The organism is Paraburkholderia sp. RHO2 (assembly GCF_050955445.1).
GTDB classification, from domain to species: domain Bacteria; phylum Actinomycetota; class Actinomycetes; order Mycobacteriales; family Mycobacteriaceae; genus Prescottella; species Prescottella agglutinans_A.
Genome location: NZ_CP162617.1, coordinates 3,169,424 through 3,191,677, shown reverse-complemented (window position 1 = coordinate 3,191,677; position 22,254 = coordinate 3,169,424). Strand labels below are relative to the sequence as shown.

The 22,254-nt window shown below is 66.3% G+C and carries 21 protein-coding genes; 12 read left to right on the top strand and 9 right to left on the bottom strand.

Translation table 11 applies throughout. The annotated features are described in order from the left end of the window. Positions 1–72: 72 nt before the first annotated feature. The 3 genes from ABTV10_RS14810 (at position 73) to ABTV10_RS14800 (ending at position 5,868) form a co-directional block, all read left to right on the top strand. On the top strand, positions 73–1,587 hold the full coding sequence (locus ABTV10_RS14810) for an MFS transporter (RefSeq protein ID WP_499028084.1): 1,515 nt from the start codon (positions 73–75) through the stop codon (positions 1,585–1,587). Between the two features lie 510 nt (positions 1,588–2,097). After that, positions 2,098–5,010, top strand: a complete 2,913-nt coding sequence (locus ABTV10_RS14805; protein ID WP_499028082.1) for a CLIPPER-2 domain-containing protein — start codon at positions 2,098–2,100, stop codon at positions 5,008–5,010. A gap of 120 nt (positions 5,011–5,130) precedes the next feature. After that, entirely contained in the window at positions 5,131–5,868 is a 738-nt protein-coding gene (locus tag ABTV10_RS14800) for a class F sortase (RefSeq protein WP_499028080.1), read from the top strand. On the opposite strand, the gene treZ is transcribed toward ABTV10_RS14800, so the two are convergent. Continuing rightward, the gene (treZ, locus tag ABTV10_RS14795) at positions 5,849–7,606 is read right to left on the bottom strand and encodes a malto-oligosyltrehalose trehalohydrolase (RefSeq protein ID WP_499028078.1); all 1,758 of its coding nucleotides are present in this window, start codon (positions 7,604–7,606) and stop codon (positions 5,849–5,851) included. The genes ABTV10_RS14800 and treZ overlap by 20 nt on opposite strands. Positions 7,607–7,806: 200 nt before the next feature. Between treZ and ABTV10_RS14790 the strand changes: the two genes are divergently transcribed. The 4 genes from ABTV10_RS14790 (at position 7,807) to ABTV10_RS14775 (ending at position 10,743) form a co-directional block, all read left to right on the top strand. After that, positions 7,807–8,652 (top strand): SAM-dependent methyltransferase, encoded by an 846-nt coding sequence (locus ABTV10_RS14790; protein WP_499028077.1) that lies wholly within the window; start codon positions 7,807–7,809, stop codon positions 8,650–8,652. Between the two features lie 57 nt (positions 8,653–8,709). After that, positions 8,710–9,513, top strand: a complete 804-nt coding sequence (locus tag ABTV10_RS14785; RefSeq protein ID WP_499028075.1) for an alpha/beta fold hydrolase — start codon at positions 8,710–8,712, stop codon at positions 9,511–9,513. A gap of 81 nt (positions 9,514–9,594) precedes the next feature. Continuing rightward, positions 9,595–10,047: a hypothetical protein gene (locus ABTV10_RS14780; RefSeq protein ID WP_499028073.1), complete on the top strand. Its 453-nt coding sequence runs from the start codon at positions 9,595–9,597 to the stop codon at positions 10,045–10,047. A 162-nt stretch (positions 10,048–10,209) separates the two neighbouring features. After that, positions 10,210–10,743 carry a hypothetical protein gene (locus tag ABTV10_RS14775; RefSeq protein ID WP_499028071.1) on the top strand — a complete coding sequence of 178 codons (534 nt, stop codon included), beginning with the start codon at positions 10,210–10,212 and terminating at the stop codon, positions 10,741–10,743. On the opposite strand, the gene ABTV10_RS14770 is transcribed toward ABTV10_RS14775, so the two are convergent. Both ABTV10_RS14770 and ABTV10_RS14765 read right to left on the bottom strand, forming a co-directional pair. Next, positions 10,740–11,831: an IS630 family transposase gene (locus ABTV10_RS14770; protein ID WP_499028069.1), complete on the bottom strand. Its 1,092-nt coding sequence runs from the start codon at positions 11,829–11,831 to the stop codon at positions 10,740–10,742. The two genes, ABTV10_RS14775 and ABTV10_RS14770, sit on opposite strands and share 4 nt — an antisense overlap. 161 nt (positions 11,832–11,992) lie before the next feature. Beyond that, positions 11,993–12,352: an Rv2640c family ArsR-like transcriptional regulator gene (locus ABTV10_RS14765; RefSeq protein ID WP_499028067.1), complete on the bottom strand. Its 360-nt coding sequence runs from the start codon at positions 12,350–12,352 to the stop codon at positions 11,993–11,995. 96 nt (positions 12,353–12,448) lie between these two features. Between ABTV10_RS14765 and ABTV10_RS14760 the strand changes: the two genes are divergently transcribed. Continuing rightward, on the top strand, positions 12,449–12,949 hold the full coding sequence (locus ABTV10_RS14760) for an ArsI/CadI family heavy metal resistance metalloenzyme (protein WP_499028066.1): 501 nt from the start codon (positions 12,449–12,451) through the stop codon (positions 12,947–12,949). Between the two features lie 53 nt (positions 12,950–13,002). Here ABTV10_RS14760 and ABTV10_RS14755 read toward each other — a convergent pair whose 3' ends face one another. Genes ABTV10_RS14755 through ABTV10_RS14735 form a run of 5 tightly spaced genes read right to left on the bottom strand, consistent with a single transcriptional unit; the run spans position 13,003 to position 16,417 of the window. Continuing rightward, positions 13,003–13,410, bottom strand: a complete 408-nt coding sequence (locus tag ABTV10_RS14755; protein WP_499028064.1) for an arsenate-mycothiol transferase ArsC — start codon at positions 13,408–13,410, stop codon at positions 13,003–13,005. 27 nt (positions 13,411–13,437) lie between these two features. Continuing rightward, on the bottom strand, positions 13,438–14,490 hold the full coding sequence (locus ABTV10_RS14750) for an ArsO family NAD(P)H-dependent flavin-containing monooxygenase (protein WP_499028062.1): 1,053 nt from the start codon (positions 14,488–14,490) through the stop codon (positions 13,438–13,440). Positions 14,491–14,497: 7 nt separating this feature from the next. Next, positions 14,498–14,911: an arsenate reductase ArsC gene (locus ABTV10_RS14745; RefSeq protein ID WP_499028060.1), complete on the bottom strand. Its 414-nt coding sequence runs from the start codon at positions 14,909–14,911 to the stop codon at positions 14,498–14,500. 4 nt (positions 14,912–14,915) lie between these two features. Continuing rightward, a complete protein-coding gene (gene arsB, locus ABTV10_RS14740) occupies positions 14,916–16,013 on the bottom strand; it encodes an ACR3 family arsenite efflux transporter (protein ID WP_499028058.1) in 1,098 nt (365 codons plus the stop codon). Continuing rightward, positions 16,010–16,417, bottom strand: coding sequence for an ArsR/SmtB family transcription factor (locus ABTV10_RS14735; RefSeq protein ID WP_499028056.1), 408 nt, complete (start codon positions 16,415–16,417; stop codon positions 16,010–16,012). The genes arsB and ABTV10_RS14735 overlap by 4 nt, the downstream gene beginning before the upstream one ends. A gap of 87 nt (positions 16,418–16,504) precedes the next feature. On the opposite strand from ABTV10_RS14735, the gene ABTV10_RS14730 reads away from it, so the two are divergent. The 4 genes from ABTV10_RS14730 to ABTV10_RS14715 all read left to right on the top strand — a co-directional run bounded on the left by ABTV10_RS14730 (position 16,505) and on the right by ABTV10_RS14715 (position 21,984). Continuing rightward, positions 16,505–17,365 carry a hypothetical protein gene (locus tag ABTV10_RS14730; RefSeq protein WP_499028054.1) on the top strand — a complete coding sequence of 287 codons (861 nt, stop codon included), beginning with the start codon at positions 16,505–16,507 and terminating at the stop codon, positions 17,363–17,365. 193 nt (positions 17,366–17,558) lie between these two features. Next, on the top strand, positions 17,559–18,440 hold the full coding sequence (locus ABTV10_RS14725; RefSeq protein ID WP_499028052.1) for a hypothetical protein: 882 nt from the start codon (positions 17,559–17,561) through the stop codon (positions 18,438–18,440). 357 nt (positions 18,441–18,797) lie between these two features. Beyond that, the gene (locus ABTV10_RS14720; RefSeq protein ID WP_499028050.1) at positions 18,798–19,940 is read left to right on the top strand and encodes a tyrosine-type recombinase/integrase; all 1,143 of its coding nucleotides are present in this window, start codon (positions 18,798–18,800) and stop codon (positions 19,938–19,940) included. Between the two features lies 1 nt (position 19,941). Beyond that, the gene (locus ABTV10_RS14715; RefSeq protein WP_499028048.1) at positions 19,942–21,984 is read left to right on the top strand and encodes a site-specific integrase; all 2,043 of its coding nucleotides are present in this window, start codon (positions 19,942–19,944) and stop codon (positions 21,982–21,984) included. Here the strand turns inward: ABTV10_RS14715 and ABTV10_RS14710 are convergent. Next, complete coding sequence (locus tag ABTV10_RS14710; protein ID WP_499028046.1) at positions 21,981–22,229, bottom strand: hypothetical protein; 249 nt, start codon at positions 22,227–22,229, stop codon at positions 21,981–21,983. The genes ABTV10_RS14715 and ABTV10_RS14710 overlap by 4 nt on opposite strands. Between the last annotated feature and the right edge of the window lie 25 nt (positions 22,230–22,254).

Below are 22,254 nucleotides of genomic sequence, written 5' to 3'. Positions count from 1 at the left end.
GCTACTGTACCGGCTGGACGGTTAACCCCGTGGTCGGTTCCTGTTCACCAACCAGTTCGTGGGAGTGGAAGCATGTCTGTGGGCACCGTGCGGGAAGCGCACGTAGCGAAGGCCGGCCGCAAGGACTGGCTGGGACTGGTCGTGCTCGCCTTTGCCGTCCTGCTCATCTCGGTGGACGCGACGGTCCTCGACCTCGCGTTGCCGTTCATCAGTGAGGATCTCGAGCCGAGCAGCACTCAGCTGCTGTGGATCATCGACGTCTACTCGTTCGTGCTCGCGGGTCTGCTGGTCACGATGGGCACCCTGGGCGACCGGATCGGTCGACGGCGGCTGCTGCTGATCGGTGCCGCCGGATTCGGGTTGGCGTCGCTGGTCGCGGCGTGGTCGGCGAGCCCCGAGATGCTCATCGCGGCCCGCGTGCTCCAGGGCGTGTCGGGTGCGACGCTCATGCCCGCCACCCTCGGCCTCATTCGGACGATGTTCGTCGATCCACGTCAGCGCACTACCGCGATCGGTGTGTGGGGCGCGATGGCCGGTGGCGGCGCCGCGGCCGGGCCGCTGATCGGCGGTTGGCTGCTCGAGCACTACTGGTGGGGCTCGGTGTTCCTGATCAACATCCCGGTGATGATCGGCCTCATCGCGCTGGGTCCGCTGGTGATCCCGGAGTCGAAGGATCCGACGCCGGGTCGGTTCGACCTGATCAGTGCCGCGTTGTCGATGCTCGCGATGGTCCCAATGATCTACGCGGTCAAGGAAACCGCGGTGCACGGCCCGAGTTGGGTGCTCACCGCGATCGGCCTCGTGGGCCTGATCGCCGGTTGGATCTTCATCCGTCGCCAGCGGACGCTGGACGACCCGATGCTCGACCTGTCGCTGTTCGCCCGCCCGGCCTTCTCGACGGCCGTGCTGACGAACCTGCTGTCGATCTTCGCGCTCGCCGGTGTGCTGTTCTTCGGCTCGCAGTACCTGCAGTTGGTGCTGGGCTATCGCCCGCTCGAGGCCGGGCTGCTGATGCTGCCGGGCACGCTGGTCAGCGCGTTCGCGTCGTTGGCCGCGGCCTGGCTGGTTCGCCGGTGGGAGCCGAGTCGGGTGCTCAGCGTCGGTCTCGTGGTCGCGGCGTTCGGTGCCGCCGCGATGATCGCGCTCAGTACGGACAGCGGGCCGCAGGCGTTCGTCGTCGGGTTCCTGCTCGCCGGCGCGGGCATCGGCGTGGCGCTCACCCTGACCAACGACCTGGTGGTCAGCGCCGTCGAACCCGAACGCGCGGGTGCGGCTTCGGCCGTCTCGGAGACCGCGTACGAACTCGGCGTCGCGCTCGGTGTCGCGATCCTCGGCAGTGTCGTCCTCGCGATCTACCGCGGTGGTCTCGACGTCTCCGCGTTGAGCGCCGACCAGGCGCACGTCGCGCAGGGCACCCTGGGCGGCGCGGTCGAGGTGTCCCATTCGCTTCCGGCCGACCAGGCGGCGAGCTTCCTCGGGACGGCGCAGTCGGCGTTCGTCGACGGCATGCACATCGCGGCGGGCGCGACGGCCGTCATCCTGCTCGCGAGTGCGATTCTCGTCGCGCGCTTGCTCCGTCAGCGCTGACTTGTAACACAGAAGGCGGCCGGCTCGAAGGATATTCGAGCCGGCCGTTTTCGTGTCAACGCACTTGTGTGGCAAAGGGTGTGACCTGCGCCGCTCGTCGCCTCATGGTCGGCGGCTTCCTCTGGCGAGGTGGTCCTCGATGCCGCCAAGGCGCCCGGGATGTCGTCTTCGGTCCGATGGGATGAAAACCCGGGTGAAATACCGGATGACCTCCTCTGTGTCGCCAATGTCGCCCTCCTCGTCTCGCCACCAGCGAAACATGCTGTTGTGCAGCAGGTTAGGTGGACGGCTGCGAGGGTGCGGTGCTGAGTCGGGGGTGTGGCCGGTGGATCTGGATGTGTCGCCGATTGTGTTTCCATGTCCCGCGTCGGGGTGAATGTCCAAGTCATCCATCGCTCGTTGCCGGATCCGGCCGGGCGTCCATAAGAAGGGCCTCAAATAATGGGGAGGTTAGGCGGCGCCCTGCGTAAGGGCGTCATCCGAACTGTGGTCATGGCCATGCTGGCCGGAGTGGCCACAGTCTCGACCGCAACGGTCGGTGCGGGAACCGCGGCAGCAGCTGGGAACCTGAGATGTGATGTGCTCTATTCGGTCGACAACGGCGCGGGCAAGGCGATGCAGATCGACCCCGCCACTGGAACGGCGACCCCTGCCTTCGAGCTGAAGCCGAGTGGTAGCAACCACAATCAGCTCGGCATCGGCGCCGGCGGTTCGTACGCGATCTACACGTCCGGCGACAAGATCTACAAGTACAACGCTGTGACCGGAACGTCGTCGAGCGGTGTGGACAAGCCTTCAGACTTCTCCACGACGCATGGCGCTGTGAACCCGGCGGACGGCTTGTACTACTTCGGTGGGGCTACCAAATCCGGCTTCAAGTTCGGGGTCTACGACCCGGGCGCGGACAAGGCGACCGGGACCGTCATCACTGTCAAGGTCGACAACAAGCCCGGCGACAACGGCGACCTGGCGTTCGACGCCAAGGGCAACATGTATATCGTTTCTGCCTCTGGGGCGAAGGGGGTCGTCTACTCGGTTCCCGGCCCGATGCCGAAGTCTGGCACGACGCAGCTCAAGGGAACCGCGGTCACCGAGGTGACCGATGCCTTCGGCTCGAGTAACTCAATTGCCTTCGGCCCGAATGGTTACCTGTTCGTTGGTGGCGGTGGAAGCCTCTTCAAGGTCGACCCTAGTTCGGGTGAGCGGGTCGACACGTTGAAGAACGTGGACATGACCGACATGGGTTCCTGCAATGATCCGAACACGATCGAGGTCCACAAGAGCCTGCCGGACGGACGAGTCGGCAAGGATGACCAGTTCGGTTTGGAGATCACCGGCGCTGGACTGACGACGGGCAACACGGCGACCACGTCGGGCGACAAGTCCGGACTCCAGGATGTGGTGGCCGGCCCGGTCCTCGGCCTGGCGGGCAACACCTACACCATCAAGGAGACCGCCGAGAACGGCGCGGACCTCGACAACTACACCGTGTCCTGGGAGTGTGTGGACGCCAAGACCAAGGACAAGACGTCGGGCAGCGGCGCCTCCACCTCGGTGACGATCCCGGCTGGTCAGAGCGGCAAGAGCGTCAGCTGCACGTTCACCAACGCGGCCAAGAAGCCCGGCCTCGAGCTGGCGAAGTCGGTGTCGCCGAACACCGCGTACAAGGTCGGCGACACGGTCACTTATACGTTCAAGATGACGAACACCGGCGCTGTGCCGCTGACGGACGTCAAGCCTGTCGAGAAGTCTTTCACCGGTTCGGTCGAGATGTCGGACGTCAAGTGCCCGGATGGCTCCAAGCAGTTGGCGCCGGGTGCGTCCGTCGAATGCACCGCGACGTATGTGATCCAGCAGGGTGACGTCGACCGCGGCACGATCGACAACACCGCGACGGCCACCGCCACCGATCCGGGTGGCAGGACCGTGACGTCGAACGAGTCGAAGGCCAAGCTCGAGGGTGGCGCGGCCACTCCCGGCATCACGCTGGACAAGGTCGCATCGCCGAAGGCTGCAGAGGACTACAAGCTGGGCCAGACCATCAAGTACAGCTTCAACATCACGAACACCGGCAACGTGACGCTGAAGGATGTCAAGGTCGACGAGGGCGAGTTCACAGGCGAGGGCAAGCTGTCGGCAGTCGACTGCCCCGTGACGTCCGTCGCCCCTGGGGGCACGGTGACGTGCACGGCGGACTACACGCTGACGCAGGCTGACATCGACAAGGGTTGGATCAAGAACACCGCGACAGCGGAGGGCACGCCTCCGGGTACCGATGAGCCAGTCGTTTCTTCTCCGGACACGGAGACCCTGACGGGTGATCCGAAGTCGGGGCTGAAGCTCGAGAAGACCGCGGATCCGAGTGAGAACGTGCAGGTGGGTGACACCGTCACCTACACCTTCACGATTGCCAACACCGGCGATCAGACGCTGACCAACGTGCATGTGAACGAGGAGGAATTCTCCGGTTCCGGCGAGCTGTCCGAGATCATCTGCCCGGACAAGACGCTCGACCCCGGTGAGACGGCTACCTGCACGGCCACCTACGTCGTCACGGACGAGGACGTGAAGGCCGGCGAGATCGACAACCTGGCCATTGCGACGGGTACTTCGCCGTCCAACAAGCCGGTCGAGTCGAATCCGTCGGACGCCACGGTCACCGCTGCTGAGCAGCCCGGCGGAACAGGTTCACTCGGTTCGCTCGGTTCGCTCGGAGCAGGCTCGCTCGGCGCCGGTTCGCTAGCGGCGGGCTCTCTTGCGGCGGGATCGCTCGGTGCAGGCTCGCTGGCGGCCGGATCCCTTGCAGCTGGCTCGCACGAGGGCTCGGGTTCGGCCGGTTCCCTCGATGCCGGCTCGCTGGACTCCGGCTCTCTTGCGGCGGGATCGCTTGCGGCGGGCTCGCTGGACTCCGGCTCGCTGGACGCGGGATCGCTTGCGGCGGGCTCGCTCGGCGCCGGCTCGTTGGACTCCGGCTCGCTGGCGGCTGGCTCGCTTGCAGCAGGCTCGCTCGGTGCCGGTTCGCTGGCGGCTGGTTCGCTTGCGGCCGGCTCGCAGGAGAACTCGGGCTCGGCTGGATCGAGTGATTCGGGCGCTCCCGGTGGCTCGAACGGGTCCGGTTCGGAAAAGGAAGCCGAGAATCCCGGAACCCCCGGCACGCCGGGCACTCCCGGAACCCCCGGTACGCCCGGTACCCCCGCTGACTCCGGGAACACCGGTAACGGTGGCAACGCCGGAAACTCGGGAGACCAGGGAACGACCGGCGACTCCGACACCGAGACCGGTGCGCTGATCGACTCCGGTCTGGGCGCCGACGGTGACGGCGGCATGAACGCCGGACTGGTCGCCGGTGGTCTGGTGCTGCTGGTCGCGGCGGGTGGTGTGCTGTACTTCGCACTGCGCCGGCGCAATCAGGGAAATCAGTGACGAGCGGTGTCACAGAACGTGTGTGACGCGCTCTGACGAGTGACCGAGTGGCCCGAGGCGTGCACCGCCTCGGGCCACTCGGCTGTTTCGAGAATCATGCGTGAGCGGAGGAGTTCCATCGTGGGCAGGCATATGGCACAACGAGGGTCGGGCCGACGCGGGTCGATCCTGATGATCGTGGCCGCGCTGGTACTGCTCACCGGTGGTGGTTTTCTGGTCTTCCAGGGGATGCAGTCCCAACCGGCGGCGTCGGCGCCGGTGCCGGAGTCGACGTTCGATCTCTCCCCGGACGGGGTGGGGGATCCGGTGACGGGTCCGGCGCCGTCGATCGGCGCCGGTGGCAAACCCCGCAAGCCTGGTCCGGCGGCCGCGGATCCGGCGCATCGGCCGCAGATTCCGTTCGGGCCGTTGCCGGACGACCATCTGGTGATCCCGGCGATCGGGGTGGAGACGGGGTTGGATCCACTGGGTCTGGCGGGGGACGGGAGCCTGCTGTTGCCGCGGGACGTGGCGCAGGTGACGTACTGGACGGGGTCGGCGCCGATCGACGCGCCGGACGGCGGGATTCTGGTGGCCGGGCATGTGGACAACGCGAATCAGGGTGAGGGCGCGCTGTATTGGATGCACACGTTGTATCCGGGTGACGCGGTGTATCTGACGCGGGACGGCGTGGTGACCCGCTGGAAGATCACGCGGATGGAGCGGTTCGTGAAGCAGGCCTTGCCGGAGTGGGCGTTCCAGGGGGCGGGGGGTCCGCGCGAGCTGCATCTGGTGACGTGTGGTGGCGAGGTCGTCAAGGACGCGCAGGGGCGGGGGACCTATCTCGAGAACGTGGTGGTCACCGCCGTCCCGTTCTGACTTGCCGCGGCAACGCCTCGAGCACGGCGAAGGAGTGTCCGGGGACCAGGACCGCGGACGCGGTCTCGTCGGTCTCGGGGGTGTCCCACCACAGCAGCGGGACTCCGCCGACCGGGACGGTCACCGGTTCGGTCCCCAGGTTGCAGGCCACCCGGAGGTTGCCGCGGATCAGGGCGATCCACCGCTGGTCCTCGTCGTACTCGATCCCGAGGTGTTCGAGCCACGGGTCGCTGATGTCCGGGCGCGCGTGTCGCAACGCGATCAGACTGCGGTAGCAGTGGAGCAGTCGGGCGTGTGATTCGCCGTCGCGCTCGTGCCAGTCGAGTTTCGAGCGCAGGAACGTCCGCTCGTCCTGCGGGTCCGGGATGTCATCGGTGTTCCAGCCGTGCGCGGCGAATTCTCGCCGCCGCCCCTCGGCCGTGGCCCGGCCCAGTTCGGCTTCGGGGTGGGATGTGAAGTACTGGAAGGGCGTTCGCGCACCCCACTCCTCGCCCATGAAGAGCATCGGTGTGTACGGCGAGCACACCACCAGGGCCGCCTTGATCGCGAGTTGACCGTCGGTGAGGTAGCGGCTGGGGCGGTCGCCGGTGGCGCGGTTGCCGATCTGGTCGTGGGTGCAGGTGTACGCGAGCATCGCGTCCGCGGGAATGCGGCGAATATCGATGGGGCGACCGTGGTTTCGTCCCCGGAACGTCGAATACGTCCCGTCGTGGAAGTAGCCGTGGGTGAGGGTGTGGGCGAGTGCCTGCAACGAGCCGAAATCGCCGTAGTAGCCCTGGCGTTCCCCGGAGACCGCGGCATGGATCGCGTGGTGGACGTCGTCGTCCCACTGCGCGTCCAGCCCGTAGCCGCCCGCCGCGCGGGACGTGATGATCTTCGGGTCGTTGAGGTCGCTCTCGGCGATCAGGGTGAGCGGGCGACGCAGGTGCGCCGACAGCCGGTGGGTCTCGATCGACAACTCCTCGAGCAGGTGCGTGGCACTGTGGTCGACGAGGGCATGCACCGCGTCCAGGCGCAACGCGTCGATGTGGAACTCGCGGAACCAGCGCAGCGCGTTGTCGACGATGAACCGGCGCACCTCGCCGCTGCCCGGCCCGGATAGGTTGACGGTCCGGCCCCACGAGTTCCCGCCGTCCGCGAGATACGGACCGAAACGATCCGTGTAGTTGCCGGACGGCCCGAAGTGGTTGTAGACGACGTCCAGGGCCACCGCGAGCCCGCGACGGTGACAGGCGTCGACGAAGCGTTGCAGCCCGTCGGGGCCGCCGTAGGTCTCGTGGACCGCGTACCAGAGCACGCCGTCGTAGCCCCAGTTGTGGGTGCCGCCCCAGGCCGCGACCGGCATCAACTCGACGAATCCGACGCCCAGGTCGACGAGGTGGTCGAGGCGCTCGATCGCGGCGTCGAACGTGCCTTCCGGGGTGAACGTCCCGATGTGGAGTTCGTAGACGACGGCGCCGGCGAGCTGGCGGCCCGTCCAGGCGTCGTCGGTCCACCCGGCGGGGTCGAGTTCGTGCAGCTGGGACGGCAGGTGGACGCCCTCGGGCTGCCGCGGCGACCGGGGATCGGGGAGCGCGGTGTCGGTGTCGTCGAGCACGAACCCGTACCGCGTCCCGGGCCCCGCGGCGACGTCGGCGCGCCACCACCCGTCCGGGGAGCGCGTCATGGCGTGATCGATCCCGTCGACGCGGACGCGGACCGAACCGGGGATCGGGGCCCAGACCTCGAAGGTGTGCACGTGATCAGAATGCACCGATCGCGTGCACACCGCAGCGGTCCGAGGCGGTCGTACGCGCCGACGAAACGGTTCGCGCTCATCGGTCCCGCCTCCAGTCTTCGACGACCGCGTGACCTGGACCGTCTTGAGCGGCGACGAATCGAGGAGGTGCGGTCTCGGTCACCGGGGGACAATCGACGGTGGGTCGAGGAGGTACCGCCATGAATCAACCTCGCGGAGTGGGGACGACGGCAGTGTTCGTCGCAGCGGCGCGCGCACTGGAGACCGGGCGGGACGATCGCTTGATCGACGACCCGTGGGCGGGCGAGTTCGTCCGCCGTTCGGGCTGGCATCCGCCGACCGACGAGCTGGACGGCGGCAGCCTCGAGGAACTGACGACGTGGGTGGCGGCGCGGACGAAGTTCCTCGACGAGTTCGTGGTCGATGCGGTGGCGTCCGGCTGCGGCCAGGTGGTGCTGCTCGGTGCCGGCCTCGACACGCGCGCCTTCCGTTTGCCGTGGCCGGGGCCCGTGACCGTCTACGAACTCGACACCGCCGACATGGTGGCGTTCAAGACCGGAGTCCTCGGTGCCGCCGTGCCCGCCGCGGCGACGCGGGCGGTCGTGCCGATCGACCTGCGTGACGACTGGCCGGCGGCGGTCCGTGGTGCGGGCTTCCTGCCGGACGTCCCGACGGCGTGGATTCTCGAGGGCCTGCTGATGTATCTCCCGGACGACGCGGTCGACGCTCTGATGACCCGTGTCGGCGAACTGTCCGCGCCCGGCAGCGCGATCGGAGCGACGATCACCAACGTCGATGTCGCGGCCGCGATCACCGACGCGCCGCTGTTCCACGACAGCCCGATCAACCGGGAGGATTGGCTGGCGATGCTGCGCTCGAACGGGCCCGCGGATCCGGTGGCCTGGTTCGACTCCTACGGCTGGCGCGCCGCCGCCGTCTCGATCGACGAACTCGCCGCGCGGTACGGGCGGACGCTCCCCGAACGGTCCGCGCTGTGGCAGGTGCGCCCGGGACACCGGTGGCTGGTGTCGGCCGAGAGGAAGTGAGGTCGCACCGTCGTCGGCCAAGCCGCCCGAATAAGGTGTCGGGCGTAGCATTTACACATGGAACTGCGCCATGACATCGCAGGTTCCGGGCCCACCCTGGTGCTCGTGCACGGGATCGTCGATCGCCGGCAGGTCTGGAACGCGTTGCTGGACCAGTTGACGCCCTGTCGCAGGGTGGTCACCGTCGACCTTCCGAGTCACGGGGAGTCCCCGGCCCTCGCGGAGGATCCGGATATGTTGGGTCGGCTCCTCGATGAACTGGGCGAGTTCGTCCGATCGGTGACACCGTCGGGGGTTCGTTCGCACATCGCCGGCAACTCGCTCGGGGGTTGGCTCGCGCTCGCCCTCGCGGCCCGCGGCGAGGTTGCGTCGGCCACCGCGCTGTCGCCGGCGGGCTTCGCGGTCAACCGTGCCGATCAGGTCCGTGCCGCCCTCATGTTTCGGATACCGCGTGCGCTCGCCCGGTCGATGGGCCCGAGGCTTCCGAAAGTTTTGCGGTACAAAGCTGTTCGCTATCCGTCCATTGCCCCCTTCTACGGACATCCCAGCCGGGTGCCGTACGAGAATGCTGTGATCAGCGCGCATTCGCTCGCCACGAATACCCTGGTCGACAAGGCGGCGACGGCGTCGTTCGACTTCCCGACGGTCGTCGATGCGGCGGTGCCGATCACCGTGGCGTGGGGCCGACGGGACATGATTCACCCGGTGTACGAGGCGCGGCGGGTACGCGCGATCTTCCCGCAAGCACGGATACTGGTCCTGCCCGGGATCGGACACGTTCCGATGATCGACGATCCCGACCTGATCGGCACGATCCTGCTCGGCGGCAGTTCCACGCTGTCCGACGCGGAAGGCGCTTGAACGGCGGTGGCCCCGTCGTCGGGGAGACACACTGACGCCCGCTTCTCCGGGGGCGGGCGCACCAGTCCCTATGCTCTGGGCATGTTCGAGGTCGTTCTCTGGGGCTGCACTGGGCTCATCGTGGCGGGGCTCGTCGCATTCTGGTGGCGTCAGGATGCCCGAGAACGCAAGGACGCCGAGCTCTGCAAGCGGTGGGCCGACGCGACGGTCTGGAACAGCGATGCATCGGCGAGGATCGTGGAGATATCGCGGAAGGTCGAGGATGTCGCCTCGCTCAGCGACGGCGTCGTGGAGATCGAAGCGGTCTTGACCTCAGACGCGTCATTAGTCGCGGAAGCGGGATGGTATCTCCGCATCACGGGTTGGACGGATGCTCGAGACCGCGCGAAACGAGGCGAACCCATCGCGTTCGGGCCCGCGGAGATCATCGACTCGTTCCCTCCCCACACGCCCGAGCTCGTAGATCGACTGCGGGGGCGAGGGGATCGACCAGCTGGCCTCGCGAGTCGGCTGCTCGGGCTCAGGGGACTCTAGAGCGACAGCCGCTGAACAGGACACATCCGCAGAATCGCGCGGCCTACTTCGACAATGGGTCGGTAACGAGATTGGGCAACTCGACGAGACCCGAAGGAGAGGGCGGGGAGTGGCGCCGGCATCGGCTTGCACTCAACGTCACCACGAATAGGGGGGATCATCATGAATGTACGTGGAGTGGGGCAGTTACTCATCGCGGCAGTCATTTCCGCAGCAGCGGTCGTGGGTGGGGCCGCACCCGCAGTAGCCGCGCCGAATGCGGATCAGTTGGCGCCGATCACCGTCGCAGCGTCCAGCCTGGCCTCCGGCGACAGCGCCGCCCCACAGGGGATGACCACTCAGACCCTGATCGCCGCCCGCAACGCGGGATTCCCGATCTACGAGGCCATTCGAGAGGTGCCGGTCTCCGCAACGAAGATGGGCACGGTTTACGCGACTGAGTACCGGCGCGTCTACGAGATCGATGCCCCCAACTCGCCGACATCGAAGTTCGTCGGAGTCGGCGCCGCCGCGCCGGACCACTTCCACGTCGTCGACCAAGGCGCGCAACCGATTGTGGTCAATGTACGCCCACCCGCAACACCGCAGCCCTACGAAAGACTGACCTACGACGCGACGCCGCAGACGTGGTGGAACAGCCCGCTCGTCGGACTCCCGGACGGCAGTCCCAGCGTCGGCATCGCACTTGTGCGCTAGTGTTCCGAGTCAGGAATTTTGTTCAAATATGAGGCCAGGCGTTCAAGGATCTCGTCAGCGGGCTTGGTCCACACGTATGGCTTGGGATCGGTGTTCCATTGCGCGATCCATGCTCGAATGTCCTTCTCCAAGGCCTGGATCGACTTGTGCACCCCGCGTCGGATCTGTTTGTTGGTCAGCTCGGCGAACCAGCGCTCGACCAGATTGAGCCAGGACGACCCGGTCGGGGTGAAGTGCAGGTGGAACCGGGGGTGCGCCAGCAGCCAGGTCCTGATCACCGGAGTTTTGTGGGTGGCGTAGTTGTCGAGCACCAGATGGATGTCGAGACTTGGCGGAGTTCGCTTGTCCACAGTGATGAGGAACTTCTTGAACTCGTCGGCGCGGTGACGGCGGTGCAGCGAGCCGATCACCTTGCCAGAGGCCACATCTAGGGCGGCGAACAATGTGGTGGTTCCGGCGCGTACGTAGTCGGAGGTCGTCCGTTGCGGCACGCCGGGCATCATCGGCAACACCGGTTGCGACCGACCCCGCGCCTGAATCTGGGACTTCTCGTCGACACAGAACACCAGAGCTCGTTCGGGCGGATCCAGGTACAGGCCCACGACGTCGTGGACCTTGCCGACGAAGTACGGATCGGTCGACAGCTTGAATCCCTCGATGCGATGAGGCTGCAGCCCGAAGGCGCGCCAGATCCGTGAGACCGTCGACTGCGACAGGCCCATCTCCTGCGCCATCGACCGCGTCGACCAGTGCGTCGCGTTCTTCGGGGCACTCTCAAGGGTCCGGGTCACCACGTCGGCTACCTGAGCGTCGGTCACCGACCGTGGCCCGCCCGACCGCGGCATGTCACCCAGGCCGGCGATCCGATGCTCGAGGAAGCGAGACCGCCACCGGCCCACCGCATGTGGCGTCGAACCGAGGCGAGCGGCCACATCCTTGTTCGAAACACCTTCCGCGCACACGAGGATGATCCGGCACCGAAGCGCCCATGCTTGAGGGGTCGACGAACGACGGACCCACCCCTCCAACGCGGCACGTTCATCGTCGGACAGTGTCAACTCGGCCTTCGGCCGCCCGGTACGCGCCATTCGCCAATTCTATAATTATGAATGCGATTCCTGACTCAGAACTCTAGACCCACTCCTACCGTTAGACGATGCGATCGAGCTGGCGGAGAGCGTATGCGGCACCACTGACATCTCACCGTCGGTTACAACCGCGTCGCCTCTTCCCTGGCTTCTTCGGGTGATCAGCGGCAGCAGTTGGGGTCGAGCACCATGCGGAGTGCGTCGAGGGCTTGGCTCTGCGCGCGGTGATAGACGTTCATCCCGCGGCGCTCCGACTCGACCATGCCGGCCCTGCGGAGTTGGCCGAGGTGGTGGCTGACGGTCGACTCGGCCAGGTGGACGCCGGTAGCGAGGTCGCAGGTGCACACGGCGCCGTCGGTGGCGGTGAGCAGGATCGACATCAGCTTGATCCGGACTGGGTCGGCGAGCGCCTTCAGCCGGAGTGCCAGCCGCAGGGCGTCGCCGTCGCTTATAGGCGCGGCGGAGACCGGCGCGCAACAGATCGGCGCGCTGACGTCGATGACCGGCAGGGCTTTCGGCATGGCAACAATCCTACCGAACCATCTTGACTTATGTCGAAATCGTGGCAGTCTGCAGAAGAAAGAAATTCGATATATGTCGCATAGCTGGAGGCTGTCATGTCACGCGCTCAACTCGCACTCAACGTCGACGACCTGGACGAGGCCGTCACCTTCTACTCGAAGCTGTTCGGCACCGAGCCGGCCAAGTTGAAGCCTGGGTATGCGAACTTCGCGATCGCCGAGCCGCCGCTCAAGCTGGTGTTGCTCGAGAATCCTGGTAAGGGCGGGACGCTCAATCATCTCGGGGTGGAGGTCGAGTCGTCGGAGAAGGTTCACTCGGAGATCGCGCGCCTGACCGACGAGGGGCTGTTCACCGACGAGGAGATCGGCACTACCTGTTGCTTCGCCACCCAGGACAAGGTGTGGGTGACCGGGCCGGCCGGGGAGAAGTGGGAGGTCTACACCGTTCTCGCCGACTCCGACACTTTCGGCTCGAGCCCGCAGCATCTCGATGGCCCGCAGGGTTTCGAGGGTGGCGTGTGCTGCGGCACCGCAGCCCCCGCGGCCGAGCAGGCGGACGAGAAGGAATCGGCCGCCGCCGGCAATTCCTGCTGCTGAACACCGCAAGAACCTGTGTCGGTCGCCCATCGGGTGCGGCCGACACAGGTGTTTCAGGGGTGCAGACGGGCGGCGAGGTCGGTGACGCGGGCGGCGATGTCGTCGCGGACCAGCCGCATCCGTGCGATGCCGTCGATGCCGCGCTCGGACGGCTCGTCGGTGTCCCAGTTCTCGAACGTAGTGCCCGGAACCGGGTCGACGGAGGCTTCGCGGCCGAGGGTGACGACCAGGTCGACGTCCCGAATCAACTGGGGGTCGATCGGCTTCGGTGCCGCACCGGTGATGTCGACGCCGACCTCGAGGAGCACGTCGGCCGCGAGCGCGTTGATCGCGGTGCCGGGATTCGTGCCGGCGGAGTGGACGTCGACGGTGTCGCCGGCGGCGGCGCGCATCAGGCCGGCGGCCATCTGAGACTTGCCGCCGTTCTTTACGCATACGAACAGCACCGAGGGTGTGCCCATCGCAGGGGTCCTTTCGGGAAGAGAGGGTCAGTCGTCGAGGTCGAGTTCGGCGACAGCGGATTTCGCGGTGCGGCCGACGCCGAGGATGGTGGCCGATCCGGGGCCGGTCCAGTCGCCGTAGCCGAGCAAATGCAGGTGGGGTTCCTTGAGAGCGCGGGTGCCGGCAGTGGGAACGGTGCCGTCGTGGCCACGCAGGCGGAGTGGGCGCAGGTGGGCGAGGGCGGGCCGGAATCCGGTGGCCCACAACACGACGTCGGCGTGCTGGCGGCGCTCGCCCCAGGCAATGCCGTCTCGGGTGAGGCGGTCGAACATCGGCTGCGCGGTCAGGGCGCCGCGCTCGCGGGCGGCGAGGACTTCCGGGACCATCACGATGTCACCGAGCGCGGCGACACCGCCCGGATCGGGCCTCCCCGCAGCCAGCGCTGCGGCGCGCTGGGAGGCGACCTCGAACAGAGCCCGGCCATCCACGCCGTCGGGCAGAAACCGCGGCGGCCGCGTGGTCACCCAGGTGGTCGATGCGACGGTGGAGATCTCCGCGACGAGCTGGGCGGCCGAGTTACCGCCGCCGACGACCACGACGTCCGCACCGGCGAACTCGTCCGGGGTGCGGTAGTCCACGGTGTGCAGTTGGCGTCCGGTGAAGGTGCGGGCGCCGGGGTAGATCGGCCAGAACGGCCGCTGCCAGGTTCCGGTGGCGCTGATGACCCTGCGGGCCCGCCACATCCGATTCTCCGCCTCGACCAACAGGCCGCGGCTCTCGCGGCGGACCGCGCGCACCCGCACCGGCCGCTCGATCGGCAGGTCATAGCGCTGCTCGTAGGCGGTGAGGTAGTCGACGACATGACTTGCGGGCGGGAACCCGTCGCGCCACAGTGGCATCGCCCACCCCGGCAGGGCCGCGAACTGCGACGGGGAAAACAGTCGCAGCGACGGCCACATGCGCGGCCACGCGCCGCCCGCGGCGGGTCGGTCGTCGAGGATGACGAAACGGTGCCCGGCCCGGCGCAGGTAGTAGCCGGCGGCCAGGCCCGCTTGCCCGCCGCCGACCACGACCACATCCACGCTCGGCGTCATCGACATTCGCCGGTCACCGCTTGGCGGGCTGCGCGGTCAGCTCGGCGACCAGGGCCTCGACCTTCGCGCGGATAGCGTCGCGGATCGGGCGGACCGCGTCGATGCCCTGGCCGGCGGGGTCGTCGAGGACCCAGTCGCGGTAGGACTTGCCGGGGAAGACCGGGCACGTGTCGCCGCAGCCCATCGTGATCACCACGTCCGACGCCTGCACGGCGTCGACGGTGAGGATCTTCGGGGATTGGGTGGAGATGTCGATGCCGACCTCGGCCATCGCCTCCACCGCAGCCGGGTTCACCTGGTCGGCGGGCACGCTGCCGGCGGATCGGACCTCGATCCGGTCACCGGCCAGCGCGGCGAGGAACCCGGCGGCCATCTGGGAGCGGCCGGCGTTGTGGACGCAGACGAACAGTACGGACGGTGTGGCCACGATGTCAGGACTCCTTCACTGCCGCCGGGGCGGCGGTGGTTGCGGGTGGTGTGAAGCGTTTGCGCAGGGCGAGGGAGACGTAGACCAGGCCGACGAGGACCGGGACCTCGATCAGCGGGCCGACGACCCCGGCCAGCGCCTGCCCGGAGGAGGCGCCGTACGTGGCGATCGCCACCGCGATCGCGAGCTCGAAGTTGTTGCCCGCCGCGGTGAACGCCAACGTCGTCGTGCGCTCGTAGCCGAGCCCCATGCCGGCACCGAGCAGGTAGCCGCCGCCCCACATGATCGCGAAGTACGCCAACAGCGGGATCGCGATCCGCACGACATCCATCGGCTGCGAAGTGATCTGGTCGCCCTGCAGCGCGAACAGGATCACGATCGTGAACAGCAGCCCGTAGAGCGCCCACGGCCCGATCCGGGGCAGGAACGTCTGCTCGTACCAGGTGCGACCCTTCGCCTTCTCGCCGAAATGCCGGGTCAGGAACCCGGCGAGCAGCGGGATGCCCAGGAAGATCAGCACCGACTTCGCGATCTGCCACGGCGACGTGTCGATCGAGGTCTGCTCGAGCCCCAGCCAGCCGGGCAGCACCGAGAGGTAGAACCAGCCCAGGACCGCGAACATCACCACCTGGAAGACCGAGTTGATCGCCACCAACACCGCGGCGGCTTCCCGGTCACCGCAGGCCAGGTCGTTCCAAATGATCACCATCGCGATGCAGCGGGCCAGGCCCACGATGATCAGACCCGTCCGGTACTCCGGCAGGTCGGGGAGGAAGACCCAGGCGAGGGTGAACATCAGGGCCGGCCCGAGGACCCAGTTCAGTAGCAGAGACCCGAGCAGCAGCTTGCGGTCACCGGTGACCGTGTCGAGGCGGTCGTAGCGAACCTTCGCCAGCACCGGATACATCATGATCAAAAGGCCCAGCGCGATCGGCAACGAGATGCCGTCGATCTCGACCGCGCTCAGAGCGTCCCCGAGACCTGGGATCATCCGTCCCAGCAGGAGGCCGGCGACCATCGCGACGCCGATCCACACCGGTAGCAGGCGGTCCAGGGTCGAGAGCTTGCCCACGACAGCCGGGTGCGTCGTCGTCTCGGTCACCGGGCCGCCTCCGTCACCACAACGGCGTTGGCCGGCGCGCAGGTCGAGCCCTCGACGACACCAGATTCGGAGGACAGCACCGCAGACAACTGCGCGAGCGCGGACGGAATCACCCGGTAGTACACCCAGGTGCCGCGGCGCTCGCAGTCGAGCAGACCGGCCTCACGCAGCACCTTCAGGTGGTGCGAGATCGTCGGCTGCGACAGCTCGAACGCCGGCGAGATGTCACAGACACAGCACTCCCCACCCTCGTGGCTCGCGATCAGGCTCAGCATCCGCAGACGCACCGGATCCCCGATCGCCTTGAACATCAGAGCCAAATCCTCGGCCCAGTCCTCGGTCAGAGGTTCCCGCATCAGCGGCGAGCAGCAGGGCCCTTCGCCCCGGCCATCTTGCATCGACATACATCAATATTGACAACTTTCGAATCAGGGCGCAACCGCGGTGTTCGAGCCGACTTAGTATCGGAGGCACTGGCTAGCATCCCTCGAATGAAGACGGAGGCGGCGGCCGAGAACAGGTGCACGATCGAGCTGGACGGTTGGCGCCCCGATCTTGCGAGTTGGTTGTGGAACGACTCGAGTGCTCGTTCGCTTCGCGCCGTCTTCCGCGATTTAGCCTCCCTGCTGGCGGATCTCGTTGATCATCCCGGGGAAGTGACCTTGGTGATAGCAGTCGACTTCGCTGAGGCCGTGATGCGGCGAAACCCATCGGTCCTATACACAACAGAGCGCGGGTCCGGGAGGGTCGGCGGGCGAACGATGCCGACGTCTGATGGCAGAGTCGACGTACTCATCGATGGAAACTGGCTCGTCGACATCGACGCTCGCGGGCGTCCGGTCCCGAAATCGGTTGGCGTGGAGTTGATGCATCGGTCGATCAAGCACGAAGCCCAGCACGTCGTGATGCACCAAAGGGGGAGCGGGTTTGATGCGTACGGGCGCGACAAGATTTCCGGGTGGATCGATGTCCATCTGTTCGATACAGCGAGCGTCGTCCTCGACGAGCATCGCGCGGAATGGGGAGCGATCAGGCTCTCTGAGAACCAGTATCCGTCAGCGTCTTCAGTCATCGACGTCCTGTCCGCCCTCGGCGCGGAGCTGACTGCGGTCAACGCCGCATACCAACGATCCAAGGACGTGCGTGCGCTTATGGAGGGCACGCTAAGCGCGTGTCAGCCGTTCTGGGTTTCGCTGGCTTACTGGGCGGCGCAGTACCGGGCGCCGGAGTCGGTTGCGTCTCCTCCATCGGAAATCCTGCGGCTCCCATTGTGGGAAAAGGTATGTCGGTGGGTCGTGGACTGTGATCGCCGACGCGTTCCGTCACGTCCCGGTCGCGGACTTGTCCACTAGCCCAGATGTTTTGCACGAGGCGGCTCGACGGATGGCGGCGGCGCTGCGTTCTTCGCTGCAGGTCATTGGGTTCCACTACCTCGAAGATGACACCGGATCGGCTTTCTACAATCGATCGGCATGACTTCTTGACCTAGTCACTGGCTCAGCGAAACTCACCGACCAAGGCAGGATCTGGGTGGCTAGACGACCAATGCAACTAATCGACGCGCTTCTGGCTCCGTCGGCGACCTACTTCGATGTGGCGACCGAGTCCACGCGCATGCTCACACGCGACGAACGCGTCCAACTGAAGGATGCGGTGCGTATCTGGGCTGGTGACCTTGGCGACAGTGAAGTAGCCGACACGAAAGTGGATACCCACCGGTACGGACCTCAAATGCCACCCTTCGACGACATGTGGCTCGAGTTCGAGAGCATTGCGCCTATGGCGCCCTCACTTGCCGGCCGCCTGCGGAGCCACGAGCTGAACGTCGGAGGCAGTCAGTACATTCAACGGGATGTCGAGTTCTGGGTCATGGCCGAACGAAAGCTGATCAAGACGGCATTCGAAGCAGCTTTCTACGTCAGCCGTGAGAATCCTGATCGCACCCCCAATGCTGACGTCTGGATGACATCGAACGGTGTCCGCCGCAAACTCACCGCCGATGAGAAGCTGCCGTTTCCCCGAGATCAACTGCAGCGCGAGATCGCCTTGAATCTGATGCGCGTAACGATGACGGCAATCGGGTTGATGAACTGCAAGAACGTCGTCGTGTTGCGCGAGAGGCCTGCCGGTTCGCGATCGTCGCGTAAGAACGTCCGCAAGGCTGCCCGGTTGGACTATCACACCATTCGTCTGCCTGGATCCGCTTCGTCCGGCCGGGCACTCGGCGAATCCTCTTATGGTCCAGTCGCGCAACACCGTGTCCGTGGTCATTTCAAAACCTTCACCGCGGACGCACCGCTCATGGGTAAGCACGTCGGTACCTATTGGTGGGGATGGCAGGTCCGCGGCAAGTCAGCGAGCGGAACCATCGTCAGCGACTACAACCTTGACGGTCACGTGTCGATAGCTCGACCCTCAGACGTTTGACGCCGTACCTTACGTCCCTCGAATCGCTGTACATTGCTGGAGGATTGGAAACCTACAGGCAGCATGGGTTGTCGACCGCGTCGGCGCTCGGTTAGGGCCAGATAATCTCGGTGATCGTCTCCGAGCGCGCGTTGACCAACCGGGATCCGATCTTCGGATCGCGCGACCACGCCGGGACCAGCCTGTTGACCGGACTAGGACACGACACGCCGCTGCGTGTGGCTGTGGGATGAAGATGCGAGCGGTAGACACCTGATCTGGCTTCAGCGACGGGGAAGGTGATGGGTGGTGCAGTTCGGCGATGGGTGTCCTGCGGGACTACCGAGGTGGGGGCGGGTGGCTCCATCTGATGGATGCGTGCCGTGGGTGGTCCTCGATAACACAGGGGAGCCCGTTGAGCCAATCCGGGAGTTCCTGTCCGACTTCGTCGTCAGGAACCGCCCCTTGAGCGTTCGCAGTTATGCGTTCGCGCTGTTGCGGTGGTGGCGGTGGCTGGTCGTCCTGGGTCGGGCGTGGGATCGCGTGACGACGGACGATGCCCGTGACTTCGTGCTCCTCCTTGGGCAGGTGAGCAAGCCACGTACCCATCCGAGGACGGTGTCGGCGACGAGCGCGGGGACGGTCAATCCGATCACACGGAAGGCGTACCTCGATGATCGGTACATGCCGGCAACGGTGCGGCACGGGAACGCGGTCATTCGAGCCTTCTACGAGTACTGGATTGGGCGTGGCCAGGGACCGCTGATCAACCCGTTCCAGACGGTAGGCCGGCGCAACGCGCATCACAATCCGCTGAGCGGGTTCTCTGGCGAGGCGTTGCGCTACAACCCGAAGGTGCCCCGCAGACACCCTCGGAGCCTTTCCGACGAGAGGTGGAACGAGCTATTCGCGACATTGGGGTCGAACCGGGACAGGGCGCTTCTGGCACTCGCCGTGGCGACCGGCGCGAGAGCGTCCGAGCTCCTGGGGATCCGGCACGTCGACGTCGACTGGGGGGAGCAGCTCGTTCGGGTGGTCCGCAAGGGCAGCAGAGCTGAACAGTGGCTGCCGACCAGCCCGGAAGCGCTGGTGTGGATGCGCCTGTACCTCAGCGAGATCCCGCCAGGTCGTCCTGATTCCACGCTTTGGGTGACACTGCGTCGCCGCGATCATGGCTCCGGTCTCGAACACCGGTCGATGACCTACGAGGCGCTGCGGGCCGTGTTCCGTCGAGTGAATGCTCGGCTCGGCACCAACTGGTCGATGCACGATCTGCGGCACACCGCCGCGCTACGGATGTCGCGTGATCCCGACCTGACCTTGCGGGACGTTCAGACGATCCTCGGCCATCGAAGCCTCGAAACGACTGCGCAAACGTATCTGTACGAGGAGGACCTTACAGTTGCGCGCCGCGTCCTGGACCACCTAGCTGGCAGGCGAGCTCGGAATCCGTCCCTGTCGTCACCGGAAAGTGGTTATGCAGCAGAGGATCTGAAAGTTCTGTTCGGTCGGGAGGTCTGAGATGGATACAGCAGTCGAGCTGCGGCAGTCGGACGGAGCGCGGGCCGATGATGCCGCCGAGCAGCGTCTTCGCCCTAGTGGTCCGCACGATTCGGCAACCGTCTCCGATGTGTTGGCTCTCTTACCGGCAGCCGCCGATTGGGATCGGCGGAACGATACCCAGCACAAACAGGCGCTCAAGGGTGCCAAAGCGGTCCTGGGTTGGCTCGCCGCACATCCTGGCAGCGGATGGCAAGAGCGCTGGGACGCTGCCGGCTGCAACGACGGCGTCGACTGGTTCGACCAGGTGGACGCAGGCAACAGCAAGCGGTCTCCGATCTACCGCCGCGTGCTCGTTCAGGCGGGAGTCTCCGCGCTCATATTGGCGCGCATCGTGCGGCCCAGCCATCGCTTCTTACGCGCCTACAACCCGAAGGAGCTCTACAGGCGCACGCGCATCGCACGGTGCCCCGAGCTCTTCGAGCAAGCAGAAGCCAACGGGGCCGCATTGAGTGTTCCTCCGTACCAGCGCAGCATCGCGCTCGTGGCCTTGGCGGCGGTCGTTCTGCACACCGGGCGCGATCTCGACGCGCTCGAGCCGCAGGACATCTTCGACTTCCATGACTCGTATCGGAGCCGAAGCGAGAACAAGCCGCCTTCGGGTGTGCATGTGGCGTGGGATCTGGTGCGGGGCATCGCGCGCATCCCGGATGTTCCGCTGTCGGTAGCGCGGATGAAAGGCCAGCTCACCGCCGCCGAGATAGTCGACCGCTATCCGATCGCCTGCCGCCCGATCCGCGATGTCTTCGTCCGCTATCTGACCGAGCGCCGCCCTGGCCTCGACTACGCGTCGTTCGACAACCTCGCGCGCACCCTCGCAAAGTTCTGGGTGGACATCGAAACCCACAACCCGGGGATCGACACGATCGATCTGCCCGCGAAAGTGGCACAAGACTGGAAGCAGCGGGTCCGAACAGTCGTCCGATCCGACGGAACCACCAGACCGCGGCTGGACCAACTCGGCGTCTTTGTTCCGATTCGCGCGTTCTACCTCGACATCAGCCAGTGGGCACTTCAGGACCCGTCCTGGGCGCCATGGGCGGTGCCATGTCCGATCAGCCGCGCCGACACCGACGGCTACGCAAAGAACAAGCAGCGCGTGACCGCGCGCATGCATCAACGCGTTCGTGAACGCCTGCCACGCCTGGCGGAACTGTCAGACGCAGCCGACGACCGCCGGAACGATCTGGCGCAGCTGCTGGCCCTCGCCCTTGCCACCGAGGCCGGCGCCGAGTTCGAACACCGCAACACCCGCTATCGCCGCTGTGGCCGCCTCCGCCGAGGCCAGCCCCCAGCGGGAGCAGTGCGCCGCAGCCGACATCCCGTCGTCATCGTCGAGAACCTCTCGACCGGGGAATGGCACGACCTCACCCGACTCGAGGACGAAGCGTTCTGGTCGTGGGCGATCATCGAGGCCTTGCGACACACGGGCGTCAGAGTCGAGGAACTGGTCGAAATCACTCAGCTCGCCCTGGTCACCTACCGGCTTCCGGAGACAGGCGAACACCTTCCCCTACTCCAGATCGTCCCGTCGAAGAGCAACGAGGAACGAGTCCTTCTAGTCAGCCCGGAACTCGCCAGCGTTCTCGCGACCGTCATCTCGCGCCTACGTGACGACAACGACGGAACAGTTCCGTCCCTGATCCGTGTCGACCAGTACGAGCGTGAGGAAAGCGCGGCGCTGCCGTTCCTGTTCCAGCGCCGAAGATGCCACCGGCACGCCGTCATCAGCCCCAGCAGCGTCAACCAGCTCTTACGGCTGGCGCTCGAACACTCGGGTATCCGCGGTAGTGACGGAACACCACTTCACATGACCGCGCACGACTTTCGTCGAATGTTTGCCACCGACACCGTTACCGGGGGGACTACCCGTCCACCTGGCTGCCCGGATCCTCGGCCACGCCAACATCACGACCACCCAGGCGTACCTGGCTGTGTTCCAAGACGATCTGATCAAGTCCTACCGCCGCTACCTCGACCACCGTCGAGCGGTGCGCCCAGCTAGCGAATACCCGGGAACCCGCCGATGCAGAGTGGGCCGAGTTCGAGCAGCATTTCGCTACCCGACAGCTCGAACTCGGCACCTGCGGCCGCCCCTACGGATCGCCCTGCAACCACGAACACGCCTGTATCCGTTGCCCGATGCTCCGTGTCGGCCCGCGCGCCAGACCACGGCTCGTCGCGATCATCGCCAACCTCCGCGACCGGATCGACGAAGCGCGGGCGAACGGATGGCTCGGTGAAATTCAAGGACTCGAGACCAGCCTCGATGCCG